The organism is Pseudoalteromonas nanhaiensis (genome assembly GCF_051235485.1).
In the GTDB taxonomy this organism is placed as follows: domain Bacteria; phylum Pseudomonadota; class Gammaproteobacteria; order Enterobacterales; family Alteromonadaceae; genus Pseudoalteromonas; species Pseudoalteromonas lipolytica_C.
This window is the reverse complement of record NZ_JBPNYQ010000018.1, coordinates 37200-53391: the sequence shown is the minus strand read 5'-3', so window position 1 is coordinate 53391 and position 16192 is coordinate 37200. Positions and strand designations below refer to the sequence as shown.

Annotated in this window: 16 protein-coding genes; 6 read left to right on the top strand and 10 right to left on the bottom strand. The window is 41.4% G+C overall.

The features are described 5' to 3' along the window. Nucleotides 1–11 precede the first annotated feature (11 nt). The 3 genes from ACSFVZ_RS14995 to ACSFVZ_RS14985 all read left to right on the top strand — a co-directional run bounded on the left by ACSFVZ_RS14995 (nt 12) and on the right by ACSFVZ_RS14985 (nt 2136). Nucleotides 12–752: a phosphoadenylyl-sulfate reductase gene (locus tag ACSFVZ_RS14995; protein WP_135923218.1), complete on the top strand. Its 741-nt coding sequence runs from the start codon at nt 12–14 to the stop codon at nt 750–752. 100 nt (nt 753–852) lie between these two features. Beyond that, on the top strand, nt 853–1581 hold the full coding sequence (locus ACSFVZ_RS14990; RefSeq protein ID WP_435559155.1) for a substrate-binding periplasmic protein: 729 nt from the start codon (nt 853–855) through the stop codon (nt 1579–1581). 15 nt (nt 1582–1596) lie between these two features. Then, nucleotides 1597–2136, top strand: coding sequence for a DUF4124 domain-containing protein (locus ACSFVZ_RS14985; protein WP_199527624.1), 540 nt, complete (start codon nt 1597–1599; stop codon nt 2134–2136). Here the strand turns inward: ACSFVZ_RS14985 and ACSFVZ_RS14980 are convergent. The 5 genes from ACSFVZ_RS14980 to ACSFVZ_RS14960 form a co-directional block, all read right to left on the bottom strand. After that, a complete protein-coding gene (locus ACSFVZ_RS14980) occupies nt 2133–2378 on the bottom strand; it encodes a hypothetical protein (protein ID WP_054552382.1) in 246 nt (81 codons plus the stop codon). The two genes, ACSFVZ_RS14985 and ACSFVZ_RS14980, sit on opposite strands and share 4 nt — an antisense overlap. Before the next feature lie 81 nt (nt 2379–2459). Next, nucleotides 2460–3347, bottom strand: coding sequence for a hypothetical protein (locus tag ACSFVZ_RS14975; protein WP_435559154.1), 888 nt, complete (start codon nt 3345–3347; stop codon nt 2460–2462). A 187-nt stretch (nt 3348–3534) separates the two neighbouring features. Next, nucleotides 3535–6285, bottom strand: a complete 2751-nt coding sequence (gene acnA / locus ACSFVZ_RS14970; protein WP_138556659.1) for an aconitate hydratase AcnA — start codon at nt 6283–6285, stop codon at nt 3535–3537. A 214-nt stretch (nt 6286–6499) separates the two neighbouring features. Continuing rightward, on the bottom strand, nt 6500–6919 hold the full coding sequence (locus tag ACSFVZ_RS14965; RefSeq protein ID WP_135923223.1) for a hypothetical protein: 420 nt from the start codon (nt 6917–6919) through the stop codon (nt 6500–6502). A 70-nt stretch (nt 6920–6989) separates the two neighbouring features. Then, on the bottom strand, nt 6990–7364 hold the full coding sequence (locus ACSFVZ_RS14960; protein ID WP_138556717.1) for an RNA-binding S4 domain-containing protein: 375 nt from the start codon (nt 7362–7364) through the stop codon (nt 6990–6992). Between the two features lie 238 nt (nt 7365–7602). Here ACSFVZ_RS14960 and ACSFVZ_RS14955 point away from each other — a divergent pair, with 238 nt between their 5' ends. Further along, a complete protein-coding gene (locus tag ACSFVZ_RS14955; protein WP_199527626.1) occupies nt 7603–7890 on the top strand; it encodes a hypothetical protein in 288 nt (95 codons plus the stop codon). Nucleotides 7891–7947: 57 nt separating this feature from the next. Further along, nucleotides 7948–8610 carry a hypothetical protein gene (locus ACSFVZ_RS14950; RefSeq protein WP_199527627.1) on the top strand — a complete coding sequence of 221 codons (663 nt, stop codon included), beginning with the start codon at nt 7948–7950 and terminating at the stop codon, nt 8608–8610. Here ACSFVZ_RS14950 and ACSFVZ_RS14945 read toward each other — a convergent pair. The 5 genes from ACSFVZ_RS14945 to glnA form a co-directional block, all read right to left on the bottom strand. After that, on the bottom strand, nt 8607–9065 hold the full coding sequence (locus ACSFVZ_RS14945; protein ID WP_135923226.1) for a Crp/Fnr family transcriptional regulator: 459 nt from the start codon (nt 9063–9065) through the stop codon (nt 8607–8609). The genes ACSFVZ_RS14950 and ACSFVZ_RS14945 overlap by 4 nt on opposite strands. A gap of 25 nt (nt 9066–9090) precedes the next feature. Beyond that, complete coding sequence (gene ntrC / locus ACSFVZ_RS14940; protein WP_135923227.1) at nt 9091–10476, bottom strand: nitrogen regulation protein NR(I); 1386 nt, start codon at nt 10474–10476, stop codon at nt 9091–9093. An 18-nt stretch (nt 10477–10494) separates the two neighbouring features. Next, nucleotides 10495–11565: a nitrogen regulation protein NR(II) gene (gene glnL / locus ACSFVZ_RS14935; RefSeq protein WP_135923228.1), complete on the bottom strand. Its 1071-nt coding sequence runs from the start codon at nt 11563–11565 to the stop codon at nt 10495–10497. Nucleotides 11566–11651: 86 nt separating this feature from the next. After that, nucleotides 11652–12167, bottom strand: a complete 516-nt coding sequence (locus ACSFVZ_RS14930) for a DUF4124 domain-containing protein (RefSeq protein ID WP_135923229.1) — start codon at nt 12165–12167, stop codon at nt 11652–11654. A 134-nt stretch (nt 12168–12301) separates the two neighbouring features. Next, on the bottom strand, nt 12302–13708 hold the full coding sequence (gene glnA / locus ACSFVZ_RS14925) for a glutamate--ammonia ligase (protein ID WP_135923230.1): 1407 nt from the start codon (nt 13706–13708) through the stop codon (nt 12302–12304). 507 nt (nt 13709–14215) lie between these two features. Between glnA and typA the strand changes: the two genes are divergently transcribed. Further along, nucleotides 14216–16039: a translational GTPase TypA gene (gene typA, locus ACSFVZ_RS14920; protein ID WP_135923231.1), complete on the top strand. Its 1824-nt coding sequence runs from the start codon at nt 14216–14218 to the stop codon at nt 16037–16039. Nucleotides 16040–16192 lie beyond the last annotated feature (153 nt).

Below are 16192 nucleotides of genomic sequence, written 5' to 3'. Positions count from 1 at the left end.
TGGAATTAACCATGAGTGAATTTAAAAACATCTTAACGATGAGCAAAGAAGACCAAACAGCCATGCTGGCTGATATAAATGGTCTTCTGGCTGATAAAAGCGCTGAAGAGCGTGTTGCTTGGGCACTTGAAAACTTACCAAGCACGCACTTTTTGTCGTCGAGTTTTGGTATTCAAGCAGCAGTGATGTTGCACTTAGTGACATCACAGCAGCCAGATATTCCGGTGGTACTGACAGATACCGGTTATTTGTTCCCTGAAACCTATCAGTTCATCGAGCAAATGACCGAACGACTTTCGCTTAATCTTAAAGTTTATAAAGCTGAGCTTAGCCCTGCGTGGCAAGAAGCGAAGTTTGGTAAGCTTTGGGAGCAAGGTGAAGAAGGCATTAAGCAGTACAATCAACTGAATAAAGTTGAGCCAATGACTCGTGCCTTAAACGAGCTGGATGCAGGTACTTGGTTTAGTGGCTTGCGTCGCGATCAGTCATCTAGCCGAGCTGATAAGCAAATTGTTGAAATCAGCCGAGGGACTGTGAAAGTGTATCCACTTATTGAGTGGAACAACCGTGACATCTATCAGTATCTAACTAAACATGATTTACCTTATCACCCACTTTGGGAGCAAGGTTATGTGTCGATGGGCGATGTTCACACAACACGTAAACTTGAACCGGGCATGACAGAAGAAGAGACGCGTTTCTTCGGTTTAAACCGTGAATGTGGCTTACATATTGACGGTGATGGTATCTAATCCTAAATTCCTATCAGAATTTTCGTAAAGCGTAACCAAGGTTGCGCTTTTTTTGTGCTATTTATATACAATCTCAGGCTTAATTCTGTGAGAGAAAATTATGAGTCGTGTTGTTGTATTTTTATTTTTATTATTTATTGCTCCTTTAGTACGAGCTGAAACGCTGCGTGTTGCACTCTATGACACAGATTACCCTCCTTATCATTTTGCGAGCGAGAAACAAAAAGGCTTAGTTGATGAGCTACTTGAACGTTTCGCTGAAAAGTACAAAGTGCAAATTAGTTATATTCTCGTACCTGAAGTGCGCTCTCAGCATTTACTGGATGAGGGAAAGGTTGATGTGAGGTTGGAGTCTGAGCAGTGGTACAGAGGCGAAAATCACTATTATTGGAGTGATATGATTGCTGTTGTCGAAGACGTGCTGGTGATGCCAAATGGTTGTCATATCCCTCCACTTGATAAACTGAATGGTTTTGCTGTACTGACGCGATTTGGCTATACCTATCCGCAATTTGAAGCTTTGTTTGCTTTAGGAAAAGTACACCGAGAAGACTTCTATTCTGAATTAGACATGTTGAATGCTTTACTTGATCAAAAACAAAATCAACGTGTTGCCGTCATCGCAAAAAATACCTTGCAATGGTATGCCGCACAAAATGATGCCTTTAAAAAGTTTACTGTTAGCGACTACAACGTGGGCAAAGCGCCGATGCAACTACAGTTCATTTATAATGAAAAAGGTAAGCGCATGAGCGAAAAATTTAATGACTTTATGAAAAGTATTAAATCATCGGGGGAATTTGCTAAGATTGTGACTAACTACCAATAATGTGTAAATGGAATTATGAAACGCTTTTGTTATTTTGCTGTGATGCTGCTCTTAACCAGTGTTGCGCTGCTGTTTTACATTAAAAAGCCAGACGGTAAACCTTACCTAGAGCTTGGTATGTTTGAGCGTTATTCAGAAAAAGTCAGTGATGATGTGAGTGATTTTGCTTCGCAAGGAGCCGATACGCTTACTAGCCAAGCTAAAAAGCTCACTGAGAAGTTGAGCTTGAGCAAAGACGTTAATACACCTGTTGTTGTGTATAAATGGCAAGATGAACAAGGGCAGTGGCACTATGCTGATACACCCCATCCTAATTATTTTAGTATCGCGGTAAGTTTAGATCCGAACGATATAACTGTGTTACCTGCAGAGACATTTCAAGCAGATGAGAAGCAAGCAGCAACAGTTAAAGCTGACGAAACACCTTCAACGCTTGGGGTATACGACCCTAAAAACGTACAAAAAATGATGCAAGACGCTGAGCAAGCAAAACAGCTTATGGAGCAACGTAACAAGCAACTTGAACAGCAGCTCAAAAAGCAAGGTGGAAATTAACTTTGTTTGTTTTGCGCTGTGAGGTCGCTTTCCATTTTCATCAGTAAAATAGTGAGATAAATTTTGGTGGGTAGTGAGAATAGCACACCAACAGCAATACACGCTGCGCTGATCATAATGCCATGTATACCCATGCTATCACTTAAGTAATTACCGGCTAATAAAGAGTGCCCCAATATAATTAGGCAAATACCTAAAATGATAAAGGTTTTTAAGATTCGAATGATGGTTTGTTCAGTCATACAAGCACCTCACTTTAGCCATAATTAAAGTGTAGGTGCTGTTGTAATTAATAGGGTTGTTCTAAATCAAGCAATTGTCGGTTATTTGTCCAATTTTACTGGGCCGTTGATGTTATCGATACTTAAATCACCTGAACCCGCTTCGATAATTGTCAGGCCAAGTGTGTCATCCACATAAATGCTGCCAGAGCCATCGGTAATCGTAACCAGCCCTTTGATTTGTCTTACATCTATATCACCAGAGCCATCTTCGATAGTGAGCGCACCAGCCAATGTTTTAATGCTGATACTACCTGATTCATCAATAATACGTGCAGGGCCTTGGCTATTGTCGATCTGGATATCACCAGAGTCATCTTCAATATCAATACGCCCTTGGCCTTGGTCAATCATAATTGAGCCAGAGTCGTCTTCAATACTGATATTGCCGCTGACATTGCTAATGCGAATATCGCCGGAGTCATCATCTATGTTGATATTTCTGCCTTGTTCAATAATGATTGAGCCAGAATCATCATCAATGCTGATATCGTTTTGCATCGCACGTATCACGATATCACCTGAGTCATCATCGATATCTAGTTTAAGGTTGCTAGGCACAGAGACAATTAAATCAATATGAGGGGATGAGCCACTGTAAAACGACAAGCTACCATTATTGAGCTTGCTGATAAGCTCAGCCGTGTCGCCATGCTTTTCGAGTGTTAGTGTATAGGTTTCATCGCCTTTAGCCGCATAGATATTAGCATTCACTGTGATAGCCGTGGCGTTGCTGTCGCCTTTGATGATCAGTGAGCCTGCTTCGGCATCAATTTTTAATGCGCTGATATTTGCAGCCGACACGCTTATGTCTTGTTGTTTTTGTTCTGCGATTTGACCCGGAGAGACATGAATAACACAGCCCGTTAATAATAAACTTGATGAAATGGCCGTTGCGCAAATTGCGCGTTTGAATGATGCAATAGTCATATGGATTCCAAAATTATTGTGATTGTTATCTGGTTAGCATTTGCAAACTATGGTCCAATTTTAACATTCTGATTTTTATGTGCTTTTCATTTTTTGTAAATAAGTGTGTTGGTCTAAACTGCAATTAATTAGTGATTTAAACAAAAAAGGGGCTGAAAATTCAGCCCCTTCGTCAACTTAAAAGCAGTTATTGCTCAGCCAGCATATTACGAAGTACATACTGTAAAATACCGCCGTGTTTGTAGTAATCCCATTCTTTAGGAGTATCTATGCGCACATCAACACTAAAGCTAATTTGTTTGCCTTCGCTGTTAGTGGCAATCACACTGACTTCATTGGTTTTGTCGTATAAGCCCTCAAAGTCGAATGACTCTTGGCCTGTAAGGCCCAGTGACTCATAGCTTTCACCTTCTTTAAATTGCAGTGGTAATACACCCATACCTATCAGGTTAGAGCGGTGAATACGCTCATAACTTTGTGCAATAACAGCTTTAACACCCAGTAATAATGAGCCTTTTGCTGCCCAGTCTCGTGATGAACCTGTGCCATATTCTGCGCCCGCTAAAATAATCAGAGGTGTGCCGTCTTGCTGGTACTGCATTGCTGCATCATAAATACTGGCAAGTTCATCACTTGGTTGTATACGGGTAACACCGCCTTCAGTGCCCGGCGCTAGTAGGTTGCGTAAACGCACATTAGCAAAGGTACCGCGCATCATCACTTCGTGATTACCACGGCGTGATCCATAAGAGTTAAATTGTGCTTTTTGTACACCGTGATCTTGTAAGTAAAGACCTGCAGGAGCATCAGCTTTAATCGCACCTGCTGGCGAAATGTGGTCGGTTGTAACTGAGTCACCTAATTTTGCTAAACAGCGTGCACCACTAATGCTTGGAATTCCTGGAGGCTCAATTTCCATACCATCAAAGAATGGCGCTTTTTTGATGTAGGTTGACGCATCATCCCAATCATATAGTTTGCCATCAGGAATTTGAATTTTCTGCCAACGATCATCGCCTTGATACACATTGCCATAGCTTGATGCGAACATTTCTTTAGTCACTGTTTCACGGACAAGGTCGTTAACTTCGCTAACACTTGGCCAGATATTTTTCAGGTAAATGTCATTACCATTCGGATCTTGCGCTAATGGCTCGTTATATACATCAATATCTGTGCGACCTGCAATAGCGTAAGCAACAACGAGTGGCGGTGAGGCTAAGAAGTTCATTTTCACATCTTGGTGTATACGACCTTCAAAGTTACGGTTACCCGATAAAATAGAGCTTACGACCAGTTTATGCTTTTGAATTGCTTCACTGATCTCATCGGCCAGCGGGCCTGAGTTACCGATACAGGTTGTACAACCATAACCGACAAGGTTAAAGCCTAACGCATCTAAATCGTCCATTAAGTCGGCTTTTTTCAAGTAATCAGTCACCACTTGAGAGCCTGGAGCGAGTGAAGTTTTAACCCAAGGTTTAACCTTTAAGCCTAATTGTTTTGCTTTCTTCGCAACTAATCCTGCAGCTAGAATTACACTTGGGTTTGAGGTGTTTGTACAACTTGTGATTGCAGCAATCACACAAGCGCCGTCTTTAAGCTCAAACTCCTCGCCTTTAAAGTTAACCTTGGCAGCACCCATGTATTGGGCTTCGTTTACCTGATCATCTGGGTTAGTTGTTGGACCTTCATCTTCAATGCGGGCTTCTTGAACATCGCTTTTATCACGTTGTTGCATGCGCTCTTCTTGAAAGCCACGAAGGTGTTCACCGATAATGCTACCAGCTTTATCAAGGGCGATTCTATCTTGCGGGCGTTTAGGACCTGCAAGGCTTGGCACGACATCATCAAGTGATAATTCAAGCGTATCTGTGTAGTGAGCTTCATCGCCAGGGTTACGCCATAAGCCTTGGTGCTTAGCATAGTCCTCAATAAGCTTAAGCTGCTCCTCATCACGGTTAGTTAAACGTAGATAGTTAATAGTTTCGTCGTCAATCGGGAAAATACCGCAAGTTGCACCATACTCAGGCGCCATATTGGCGATTGTCGCGCGGTCAGCAAGTGGTAAATCAGCAAGACCATCACCATAAAACTCAACAAACTTTCCAACCACACCATGTTTACGCAGCATTTCTGTCACGGTTAGCACAAGGTCGGTTGCAGTTGTACCTTCAGGCAGGCGACCATTGAGCTTAAAGCCAATAACTTGAGGAATAAGTAAGCTGATTGGTTGGCCAAGCATTGCGGCTTCGGCTTCGATACCACCTACGCCCCAACCAAGTACCCCAAGACCATTGATCATAGTCGTATGTGAGTCAGTACCAACGAGGGTATCTGGGTAAGCGAGTGATTTACCGTTTTTACTATCGTTAAATACCACGCGGGCTAAATATTCTAAATTAACTTGGTGAACGATACCGGTTGCTGGTGGCACAACTTTTAGGTTATCAAAAGCGGTTTGGCCCCAACGTAAAAATTCGTAACGTTCTTTGTTGCGCTCATATTCAAGCTTCGCATTTAGATCAAATGAGCCATCTTCACCGTAGCCATCGACTTGCACTGAGTGGTCAATAACCAGCTCAGCAGGTGACAGTGGATTTATCTTTGCAGGATCACCACCGAGTTTTTCCATGGCATCGCGCATCGCCGCTAAGTCAACAATTGCAGGAACCCCTGTGAAGTCTTGCATTACTACGCGTGCAGGTGTAAAGGCAACTTCAGCAGATGGTTTAGCTTGTGGGTCCCAGTTGAGTAAGGCTTCAATGTCTTGCTTTTTAATGTTGACGCCATCTTCATTGCGCAACAGGTTTTCGAGTAATATTTTTAACGAAAATGGTAGACGTTTGGCTTTGTCGCCTAAACCTTGTAAAGAGTGAATATGGTATTGTTCACCATTAATTGTAAGCTGTTTTTGGGTATCAAAACTATTATTCATTATTTGCCCCTGTGGTTTGAGCAAGCAAAGCTCGCTTTTGTGTTTCCTTTTGAAATAGACACATTGCTATTGCAAACTTAATACCAGCTGGTAAATTTTTCTGCTGATGAAAAAATATGCTACTTAAATATAGTTGATGCCTATGTGATTTATTTCAAGTGTAAAGGGCAGATTAAAGTGTAGATATTTAAAATAGTTTTCATGAATAAGTGTGTCAATTAAGCCAGCTTTCTTGCTTACCTTTATTACTAATCAAAAGTAAGACTAAGCCAATCACAATAACGCAAAATGGCATTGCCAGTGCACTACTGCCAAACATAGCAAGGCTATCGATCACTACAAAGTTATAATATTGCTGTACTAACACAGCGATAAATGACACTAAAAAAAACTCTCTGGCTAGGGCTTTTCGAACAATTAGCATAATACTGCCAAGGCATGCTGAAAACACCGCTACAGCAAAGGCTGCAGTAGACCAAAGGGGGATGTTGCGGTATGCGTCTTGTTGATTCTCGGGTAGTAAAGCAATCATTTCAGGAGTCATTAACTGTTGCATGATAAACGCAAAAACACCTAACAGATTCCAAACAAGTGCAGCCCAAGCAAGTGGTTTAAGCCAAGCAGGAGGGGTCATAAATCACCTTTTATTGTTGTTATTATCACATTCAATTAAAGGTGATTTATGCTAACTAAGCAAGATTTAGTTAACCAAAAGAGATAGGGCGGCGGCCGGTTTTTTCGTCTACTTTTGGTTTTTTAGTGCGTTTACGTTTTGATTTTTTTGGTGCTTCTTCAGAGCTTTGTGGTTGTGCTTTTTGTACTGATTCTGGTGGACGAGGATTTGGTGTTGCATCTTCGCTTAATGTAAGCTGGAACAACTCACCATCAAAAGCAAGCACGTCACCACTGTATAATTTTTTCCGCTTTATTGTACAAATTTCATAGTTAACCCCAACATAACCTTCACCAATTAAGGCTTTTGCTTGGCCACCTGTTTCGACTAGGTCGAGCACTTTTAGCAAGTTACATAGCTCTATTGGCTCTTCTTCTAGCTCAATTTCGATGAAATCTTCGTTCATGTTGGTCTCTCTTAATTCAATCGCAGCCATTATAAAGCCTAGCACTCAATTGAACCAAGATTAAATTTTCAAGCTCTTCAAGCGGTTAAAATTTACAGCAATAAATAATCTGAGATTTTTATAAACAGTAAAAAAACTGCAGTATTTGCTGGCTACACTGCGCGCGTATGAAATTGGTGTACAAATTGCTAATTGCTTATCCGTTTAATATTTTTAGATTCGTTCTGGAGTAGTAGTAATGGGCGTAAGATCAGCGCTAAGAAAAGAGTTAATGGGATTACAAGATTCATCATTGCTAGCGGCAGATGATGTGCGAGCTTTGCTAACTCAAGCTATAAAGTCGCAGCCTGAAAAGTCAGAACAGGGATTTGCATTAATTTCTCGCTTTAATGATAACCATAGCCAATTGACCTCAGGTGAAGCAAATAAAGAAAAAATGCTTCAGCATCAAACTCACCGCTTATTTAAAGATATTCTCTACACTCGGCAAAGTGTTAATAATTGGCTGAAAAAGCACCTGAATTAATTGATTTATTGTTTTTCTCGCTTTAGACTACATTTGTAATCTAAAGTGAGAAAGAAAATGAAAAGGATAATTTCAGCAGCCATATTTTTAATTTTGGCAGGTTGTCAGCAACCAACAGTCTACGTATACACAGAAAATCTTGATCAACAACAGTTGCACACATTAGAGCAAGCTTTAAATAAGCAAAGCTTACCCTACGAATACACTAAGCTCCCTATTCCAAGAGACTTTGCTGATGCAACCTTAATGTTATCGAGCGATAAAATTCTCACTCATGAAACCGAGCAACTTGCAGAAATTATGCAGGGGCTGGGTTATCAAGCTGAAATTAAGTACACCACAGAGGCTAATCATTTTTACAATCAAGGCAATATAGGGTTTTACTTACGAGCAAAAAATGGCTCAACTAGTTTCACTATGCCGGCTCGAGTAATAACAACGGGTTGCGTTGAGGATGAGTTTAACGGCCTTGCGGTCAAATTTAGTGATAAACAGGCCGAGTTTAACCTAGCGAGTGGTAGACGAGTCTCATTAGACTGGGATTACTTATACGGCTATTTAGTCATTTATTATAAAAACTATTCGCAAAGTTACAGCCATTTAACGCCAGAAGTGAGTACCCCATTTGGTATGAAACCATCAGATACCTACCGTTACACAGCACGTGTAAATAAACCAGGGTGGCTTAATTGTTCATTGCAAGTTGTGTATATGGATTAGCTACGTGATTCGAGATAATTACTCAATTTCACAATTCGCTCACTCATGCCTTCGATTATGCGATCTTTAATTTTCTCGCGGATCACATTGGGCAAGCGGGTGAGTGCTTCGGGGGCGATAGCTAATAAAATAGTATCCACTCTAGCACGGGCGCTTGTGCTATGTTCCCGATTGTTAATAAAAGCACCTTCACCGATAAACTCACCTGGGTCAATAATGCCAAGCTCATGTAAATGACTTTGCTTGAACACCATCAGTGAACCACTTAGAACAATATACAAACGCTTGTCATTGTCGTACTGCTTGAAAACAGCGCGGCCTTGTTTAACCAAATATAAATGACTGAATGACTCTAATAACACTTGTCGTTCACTAAGAGTAAACTCTCTAAAGAACGACAATCTGTTAATTATTTCCATTTGTTTAATGAGTGGTATGTGTTCGATTAACTTCATTGATTCACATTGTTATGGCGATAAATTAGCTAATATTGCGCTCTTTTAACTTACGGGTCAATGTATTGCGGCCCCAACCAATTTTCACCGCGGCGTCTTGCTTGTGCCCCGCACAATTGGCTAATGCTGTTTTAATCAAGCGAGTTTCTAGCTGTGCTTGTATAGCCGGCCAGATATTTTCTTTACCTTGTTTAAGCTCAAGGTTGAGCCATTGCTGAAATGCATCCAGCCAATCACCTTCCTGTTCCACTGGAGCTGCGGCAACTATTTCGGGCGGTAAATCTTGTTCGCTGATAAGCTCACCCGGAGCCATTACAGTTAACCAGCGACAGGTGTTTTCTAGTTGGCGCACGTTACCAGGCCAATTGAATAAGCGTAGTTGCTCTGTGGCTTTAGGGCTTAGTATTTTGCTTTCAACTTGAAGCTCTTTGGCACTTTTATGTAAAAAGTGCTGTGCAAGACGTTCAATGTCTTCGGTACGTTCGCGTAGCGCAGGTAAGCGTAAACGCACAACGTTAAGACGATGGAACAAGTCATCACGAAACTTGCCTTGTTTAACTAAATCTTCGAGATTTTGGTGTGTTGCTGCGATAATACGCACATCCACTTTTATGCTTTGATGGCCACCAACTCGGTAAAATTCACCATCGGCTAATACACGTAACAAACGCGTTTGTACATCAAGTGGCATGTCACCAATTTCATCTAAAAATAAGGTACCACCATTGGCTTGTTCAAAACGACCTTTACGAATACTGTCGGCCCCTGTAAACGCGCCTTTTTCATGGCCAAACAATTCTGATTCTACTAACTCTTTTGGAATGGCAGCCATATTTAAAGCGATAAATTGGTTTTCTTTACGCGGACTATGATTGTGTAGGGCACTGGCAACAAGCTCTTTACCTGTTCCTGATTCACCATTAATTAGCACGCTCATACTTGATGCTGATAATTTACCGATCGCGCGAAACACCTCTTGCATCGCAGGCGCTTCGCCTATGATATGGGCATTCGTTTGTGGTGCTTGCTTACGCTTGGTTTTTTTTGTTGAATTAGCACGACAGGCGCTCTCTACCAGCGCAACTGCTTCATCTAGATCAAATGGTTTTGCAAGGTATTCAAATGCGCCTTTTTGGAATGCATTTACCGCTGAGTCTAAGTCTGAGTGTGCAGTCATAATGATGACTGGCAACCCAGGGTTTTGTTCGGCAATTGTTTCAAGTAATGCCATACCATCCATACCAGGCATTCTTACATCTGACACTAGAACGGTAGGCTGACTAAACTTGAGTGCGTTAAGCACATCTTGTGCATTTGCATAACTTTCTGTTTCAAATCCTGCTCGCGCCAGCGCTTTTTCTAATACAAAGCGTATTGAGGCATCATCATCAACTAACCAAACTGTTTTCATGACTACTCCAAAAAACCATTAATCCGTAAAAGGCAAATAGATATTAAATTCTGTATGGCCTGGCCAACTATCGCAGTCAATGTGTCCACCGTGTTGATCAACCAAAGTCTGTGCAATGGATAACCCTAGTCCTGAACCATTTTCTTTGTTAGTGATCATTGGATAAAACAAGGTTTCTCTTAAACTCTTATCTATTCCTGGACCATTATCTGAAATCTGGATCAGCAAGGTTTTCTTCGGTGCTTTACCAGGACGTCTATGTTGATGGTTAATACGGGTTTTTATTCTAATTTCGCCACCATCAACCAGAGCCTGCTGTGCATTGCGAATAATGTTAAGTACCACTTGTTGAATTTTACTTTGGTCAATGTACACACTCGGTATACTTGGATCATAGTCTTTCACTAAAGTGATATTAGCGCTGTTATCTAACATGCTAAGCTTAATCACTGACTCAAGAGCTTGGTGAATATTGCCATATGATTTATGTGGCAATTGGTTTGGACCAAGTAAACGGTCTACGAGCTCTCGTAATCGGTCAGCTTGCTCAATGATAAGCTCTGCACATTGATCACGCTCTTGCTGATCAACCTCGTACTGCAATAATTGCGCCGCTCCGCGTATTCCACCCAAAGGATTTTTAATTTCGTGTGCTAAACCACGAATTAAATTGCGTGCGGCTTGATATTGGTGCATTTGATTTGATGCTTGATCGTGGCGAATTTCATCATCCATTTGTCGGCACTCAAACAAAATATAATTTTCATTATTACTGTTTATTCGGCGGGTGCTAATGGTTAGCTTAGCATGGCGAGAATCGACGAACACCACGTCAGCTCTATGCTGGTGGCAGTCAACGCCATCAAACAACGAGTACTGAGCAATACGTTTTAGGTCAATGGAGTGGTAGTTAAATAAGTTATCGAATGGCTGATTAATTATACGCTTTGGACCTAAGCCTAATAGCTCACTGGCACTATCATTTGCATAAACCAGTTTAAAATCATTATCGAGCAAAATAACGGCTGTACTTAAATTTTTCCAAATACTTTCGAGTAGTTCAGAATTAAAATGTGTATCACTGAGCATGTTTGCACCATTTTAGTGCGTTGCAATTAACAGCAGCTTAGCACAATCCATTTACTTTGCATGATACCGGCTCGAAAAAAATAGTTTCAATTAAGTATCGATGCTCTGTGCATGTAGAAAGTGCTAACAGGGCTAACCGAAACGACTTTATTATTCGCATCTATAAGTTTTGCTTGTAATGTGTGTTCGCCTCGGTCGACATTTCGCAATGCAAAGGTCGTGCTATTACTCGATTTTCCGTGAGGTGTGCCATCAACTATCAGCTGTACTTTGAAGCCTGTTGCAAAACGCGGACTCACTCGTGCTGTGACGTATACTGAGCCTGTATTCTCTCGAACGGTTGCCTCATTTTCTGGTGAGGAAATCGTTATTTTAAAATTGACAGGTGTCGCACTAGCCGGGTTATCAAGTATGCTGGTGTCGGTTTTAGGCATGGTGAGGTTTTGAGTATTGAGCTTTACTTCTTTAGCCCCAGGGCGAGGTGAGTCTGAGAACACTAAAACACCATTCTCATCTTTCCACGAGTAAATTTTTTTTACTTCACTTTGTGCGTAATTGCATACTGTAAAAAGGAGTAATACTAATAAAATCGTGTTTTTCACTCTGTGACCCTAGGTTATCTAATCTAACTAAAACTTTAGAGTAGAATTGGCCAAATTACCATCAAAAAAGCCCGCAAAGCGGGCTTGAGAACACACATTTATTATCAATCTGATAATTCTGATACGGCGTTAAATTAAACGCTGTAGTACATTTCGAACTCAACTGGGTGAGTTGTCATGTTAAGCTTTTCAACTTCTTTGCCCTTAAGTGCAATGTAAGCATCGATAAGGTCATCAGTGAATACGCCGCCAGCTTTTAAGAACTCACGGTCAGCATCTAATGAATCTAATGCTTCTTGCAGTGAAGATGCAACTTGTGGGATCTCTGCAGCTTCTTCAGCTGGAAGATCGTATAAGTCTTTATCCATTGCATCACCAGGGTGGATCTTGTTTTTGATACCGTCAAGGCCAGCCATAAGCATTGCAGAGAACGCTAAGTATGGGTTAGCTGTTGGATCAGGGAAACGTACTTCGATACGGCGTGCTTTAGCAGACGGTACCACTGGGATACGGATTGAAGCAGAACGGTTACGTGCAGAGTATGCAAGCATTACTGGTGCTTCGAAGCCCGGAACTAGACGCTTGTATGAGTTAGTTGACGCGTTAGCGAATGCGTTGATTGCTTTAGCGTGCTTGATGATACCACCGATGTAGTAAAGTGCTTCTTCAGATAGACCAGCGTATTTGTCACCAGCGAAGATGTTTACGCCATCTTTACCTAGAGATTGGTGACAGTGCATACCAGAACCGTTATCACCTACGATTGGCTTAGGCATGAATGTCGCTGTTTTTCCGTATAAGTGAGCCATGTTATGGATAACATATTTCATCTCTTGGATTTCGTCAGCTTTTAATACCATTGTATTGAAGCGAGTTGCGATCTCATTTTGACCTGCAGTTGCTACTTCGTGGTGGTGAGCTTCTACTACTTGACCTAGTTCTTCAAGAACTAAACAAGTTGCTGAACGCCAGTCATGTGATGAATCAACAGGTGAGCACGGGAAGTAACCGCCTTTAACACCTGGACGGTGACCCATGTTGCCACCTTCGTAATCTTTATCTGAGTTCCAAGCAGCTTCTACAGAATCGATTTTGTACATAGAACCAGACATGTCTGATTTGTATTTAACGTCATCAAAAAGGAAGAATTCTGGCTCTGGACCAAATAATACAGTATCAGCGATACCTGTAGAACGCATGTACTCTTCAGCGCGTTTTGCAACTGAACGTGGGTCACGCTCGTAACCTTGAAGTGTTGAAGGCTCAACTACGTCACAACGGATGATTAGTGTAGCTTCTTCAGAAAACGGGTCCATTTTAGCAGACTCAGGAACAGGCATAAGCACCATATCTGATTCGTTGATGCCTTTCCAACCTGCAATTGAAGAACCGTCAAACATTTTGCCGTCTTCGAAGAAATCTTCATCAATTTGGTGATGAGGAATAGAAACATGCTGTTCTTTACCTTTGGTATCAGTAAAGCGTAAATCAATGAACTTAACGTCATTTTCTTTGATAAAATCTAAAACCGATTGTGACATGTGTCCTCCAATTGTTGGGTTTTATTTTTGCTGCATTATTGCTTTTGCTCTATGTAAGCTGGTTTCATGCCATTTTTTTAAGGTGTTGTTAAGGCTGATAAAAAAGAAACCGCTTGTTGTTATGTTAACTTTTTATGCACTGTTTTGGTGCGAAAAAAGATCATTTTGGTGCGTAAAAAGAATGACGACGATTTGCACAATTACTGAGCGTGCCAATTTATCGGTTCTAAATACGATTAAGTGCCAAAATATGGTTTAAAAAATGCAATTTTGCCAGTTTTATGCTTATAAAAATTATTATTTTCATAAATTTGTCATTTATAAAACAGATACTTATAAAATGCCTGAAGAAAGTTTTGAAAATTGTATTGGATAAACTTTCATCCATGCCATTATTAAGGGATAATATGCGCCCTTTTAAATCCTATGCTGGGACATCTGGTGAAAATGCCGGTGAGTGCGTAGATCTTGCAGGATCAATGAGATTCAATTTCTCTGAGAAAAAATATGAGCATCGAAAAGTTAAGAAATATAGCGATTATCGCCCACGTTGACCACGGTAAAACAACTTTGGTTGATAAACTGCTTGAGCAATCAGGCACATTAGAAACGCGCGGCGGTAATGAAGAGCGCGTAATGGACTCAAACGACATTGAGAAAGAGCGTGGTATTACCATTTTAGCTAAAAACACAGCTATCTCTTGGAATGACTACCATATCAATATCGTAGACACCCCAGGACACGCCGACTTCGGTGGTGAAGTAGAGCGCGTACTTTCGATGGCTGACTCAGTATTACTACTTGTTGATGCTCAAGAAGGTCCAATGCCACAAACGCGTTTCGTAACGCAAAAAGCATTCGCACAAGGTTTAACACCGATCGTTGTTATCAACAAAATCGACAAGCCAGGTGCACGTCCTGACTGGGTTATGGACCAAGTATTCGACTTATTCGATAACTTAGGTGCAACTGACGAACAGTTAGACTTTAAAGTAATCTATGCATCAGCTATCAATGGCTGGGCTACATTAGATTTAGACGAGCCATCAGATAACATGGAACCAATGTTCCAGATGATCGTTGATGAAGTATCTCCACCGGATGCAGATCCTGAAGGTGCTTTCCAAATGCAAATTTCTCAGCTTGACTACAACTCATACATCGGTGTTATCGGTGTTGGTCGTATCAAGCGTGGTACTGTTCGTCCTAACCAACAGGTTACTGTTGTAAGTGCAGACGGTACTAAGCGTAACGGTAAAGTTGGCCAAGTAATGAGCTACTTAGGTCTTGAGCGTCATGAAGCAGAATCTGCAGGCGCTGGTGACATCATTGCTATCACGGGTCTTGGTGAGCTGAAAATCTCAGACACTATCTGTGATGTAAATACCGTTGAAGCATTACCACCGCTTAGCGTTGATGAGCCTACAGTAACAATGACGTTCTCTGTAAACACTTCACCATTCGCTGGTAAAGAAGGTAAATTCGTAACGTCACGTAACATCCTAGAGCGTTTACAAGCAGAGCTTGTACACAACGTAGCACTACGTGTTGAAGAAACTGACAACCCAGATAGCTTCCGTGTTTCTGGTCGTGGTGAGTTACACTTAGGTATCTTAATCGAGAACATGCGTCGTGAAGGCTATGAGCTTGCGGTGTCTCGTCCACAAGTAATCCTTCGTGAAGTTGATGGTCAAAAAGAAGAGCCATACGAAACACTTACAATTGACTGTCAAGAAGAGCACCAAGGTTCTATCATGGAACAAATTGGTCTTCGTAAGGGTGAACTAACAGACATGTCTCCAGATGGTAAAGGCCGTGTACGTATGGACTTTATGATCCCAAGCCGTGGCTTAATTGGTTTCCAAACTGAATTCATGACATTAACGTCTGGTTCTGGTCTTCTTTACCACACATTCGATCACTACGGCCCACATAAAGGCGGTACTATCGGCGCGCGTAAGAACGGTGTAATGATTGCTAACGCAACAGGTAAAGCACTTACTAACGCATTATTCAACCTACAAGACCGTGGTAAGTTATTCATCGGTCACGGTGTTGAAGTTTACGAAGGTATGGTTATCGGTATCCACAGCCGCGATAACGACCTAACAGTAAACGCACTTAAAGGTAAGCAACTTACTAACGTTCGTGCATCTGGTACAGATGAAGCACAAACGTTAACACCACCACTTAACTATACGCTTGAACAAGCGATTGAATTCATCGATGATGATGAGTTAGTGGAAGTGACACCTCAGAGCATCCGTATTCGTAAACGTCACTTAACTGAAAGTGAGCGTAAACGTGCGAGCCGTCAAGCTAAAGACTAATAAGGTCATGTAGTTTCACAAAATCAGAACCGCCGTATTGAAAGATACGGCGGTTTTTTTTTAGTGGTCAGCCAAGTAGGTTGAGCGCAGCGATACCCAACTTTATTCATGTAAAATTTTAAACTTAACTGCACTTTTTTGCTAAACCCCCCA

What these genes read in the sequence shown, in the direction of transcription:
- ACSFVZ_RS14995 (WP_135923218.1), top strand. Translation starts at nt 12, where the DNA reads ATGAGTGAATTTAAAAACATCTTAACGATGAGCAAAGAAGACCAAACA.
- ACSFVZ_RS14990 (WP_435559155.1), top strand. Translation starts at nt 853, where the DNA reads ATGAGTCGTGTTGTTGTATTTTTATTTTTATTATTTATTGCTCCTTTA.
- ACSFVZ_RS14985 (WP_199527624.1), top strand. Translation starts at nt 1,597, where the DNA reads ATGAAACGCTTTTGTTATTTTGCTGTGATGCTGCTCTTAACCAGTGTT.
- ACSFVZ_RS14980 (WP_054552382.1), bottom strand. Translation starts at nt 2,378, where the DNA reads ATGACTGAACAAACCATCATTCGAATCTTAAAAACCTTTATCATTTTA.
- ACSFVZ_RS14975 (WP_435559154.1), bottom strand. Translation starts at nt 3,347, where the DNA reads ATGACTATTGCATCATTCAAACGCGCAATTTGCGCAACGGCCATTTCA.
- acnA (WP_138556659.1), bottom strand. Translation starts at nt 6,285, where the DNA reads ATGAATAATAGTTTTGATACCCAAAAACAGCTTACAATTAATGGTGAA.
- ACSFVZ_RS14965 (WP_135923223.1), bottom strand. Translation starts at nt 6,919, where the DNA reads ATGACCCCTCCTGCTTGGCTTAAACCACTTGCTTGGGCTGCACTTGTT.
- ACSFVZ_RS14960 (WP_138556717.1), bottom strand. Translation starts at nt 7,364, where the DNA reads ATGAACGAAGATTTCATCGAAATTGAGCTAGAAGAAGAGCCAATAGAG.
- ACSFVZ_RS14955 (WP_199527626.1), top strand. Translation starts at nt 7,603, where the DNA reads ATGGGCGTAAGATCAGCGCTAAGAAAAGAGTTAATGGGATTACAAGAT.
- ACSFVZ_RS14950 (WP_199527627.1), top strand. Translation starts at nt 7,948, where the DNA reads ATGAAAAGGATAATTTCAGCAGCCATATTTTTAATTTTGGCAGGTTGT.
- ACSFVZ_RS14945 (WP_135923226.1), bottom strand. Translation starts at nt 9,065, where the DNA reads ATGAAGTTAATCGAACACATACCACTCATTAAACAAATGGAAATAATT.
- ntrC (WP_135923227.1), bottom strand. Translation starts at nt 10,476, where the DNA reads ATGAAAACAGTTTGGTTAGTTGATGATGATGCCTCAATACGCTTTGTA.
- glnL (WP_135923228.1), bottom strand. Translation starts at nt 11,565, where the DNA reads ATGCTCAGTGATACACATTTTAATTCTGAACTACTCGAAAGTATTTGG.
- glnA (WP_135923230.1), bottom strand. Translation starts at nt 13,708, where the DNA reads ATGTCACAATCGGTTTTAGATTTTATCAAAGAAAATGACGTTAAGTTC.
- typA (WP_135923231.1), top strand. Translation starts at nt 14,216, where the DNA reads ATGAGCATCGAAAAGTTAAGAAATATAGCGATTATCGCCCACGTTGAC.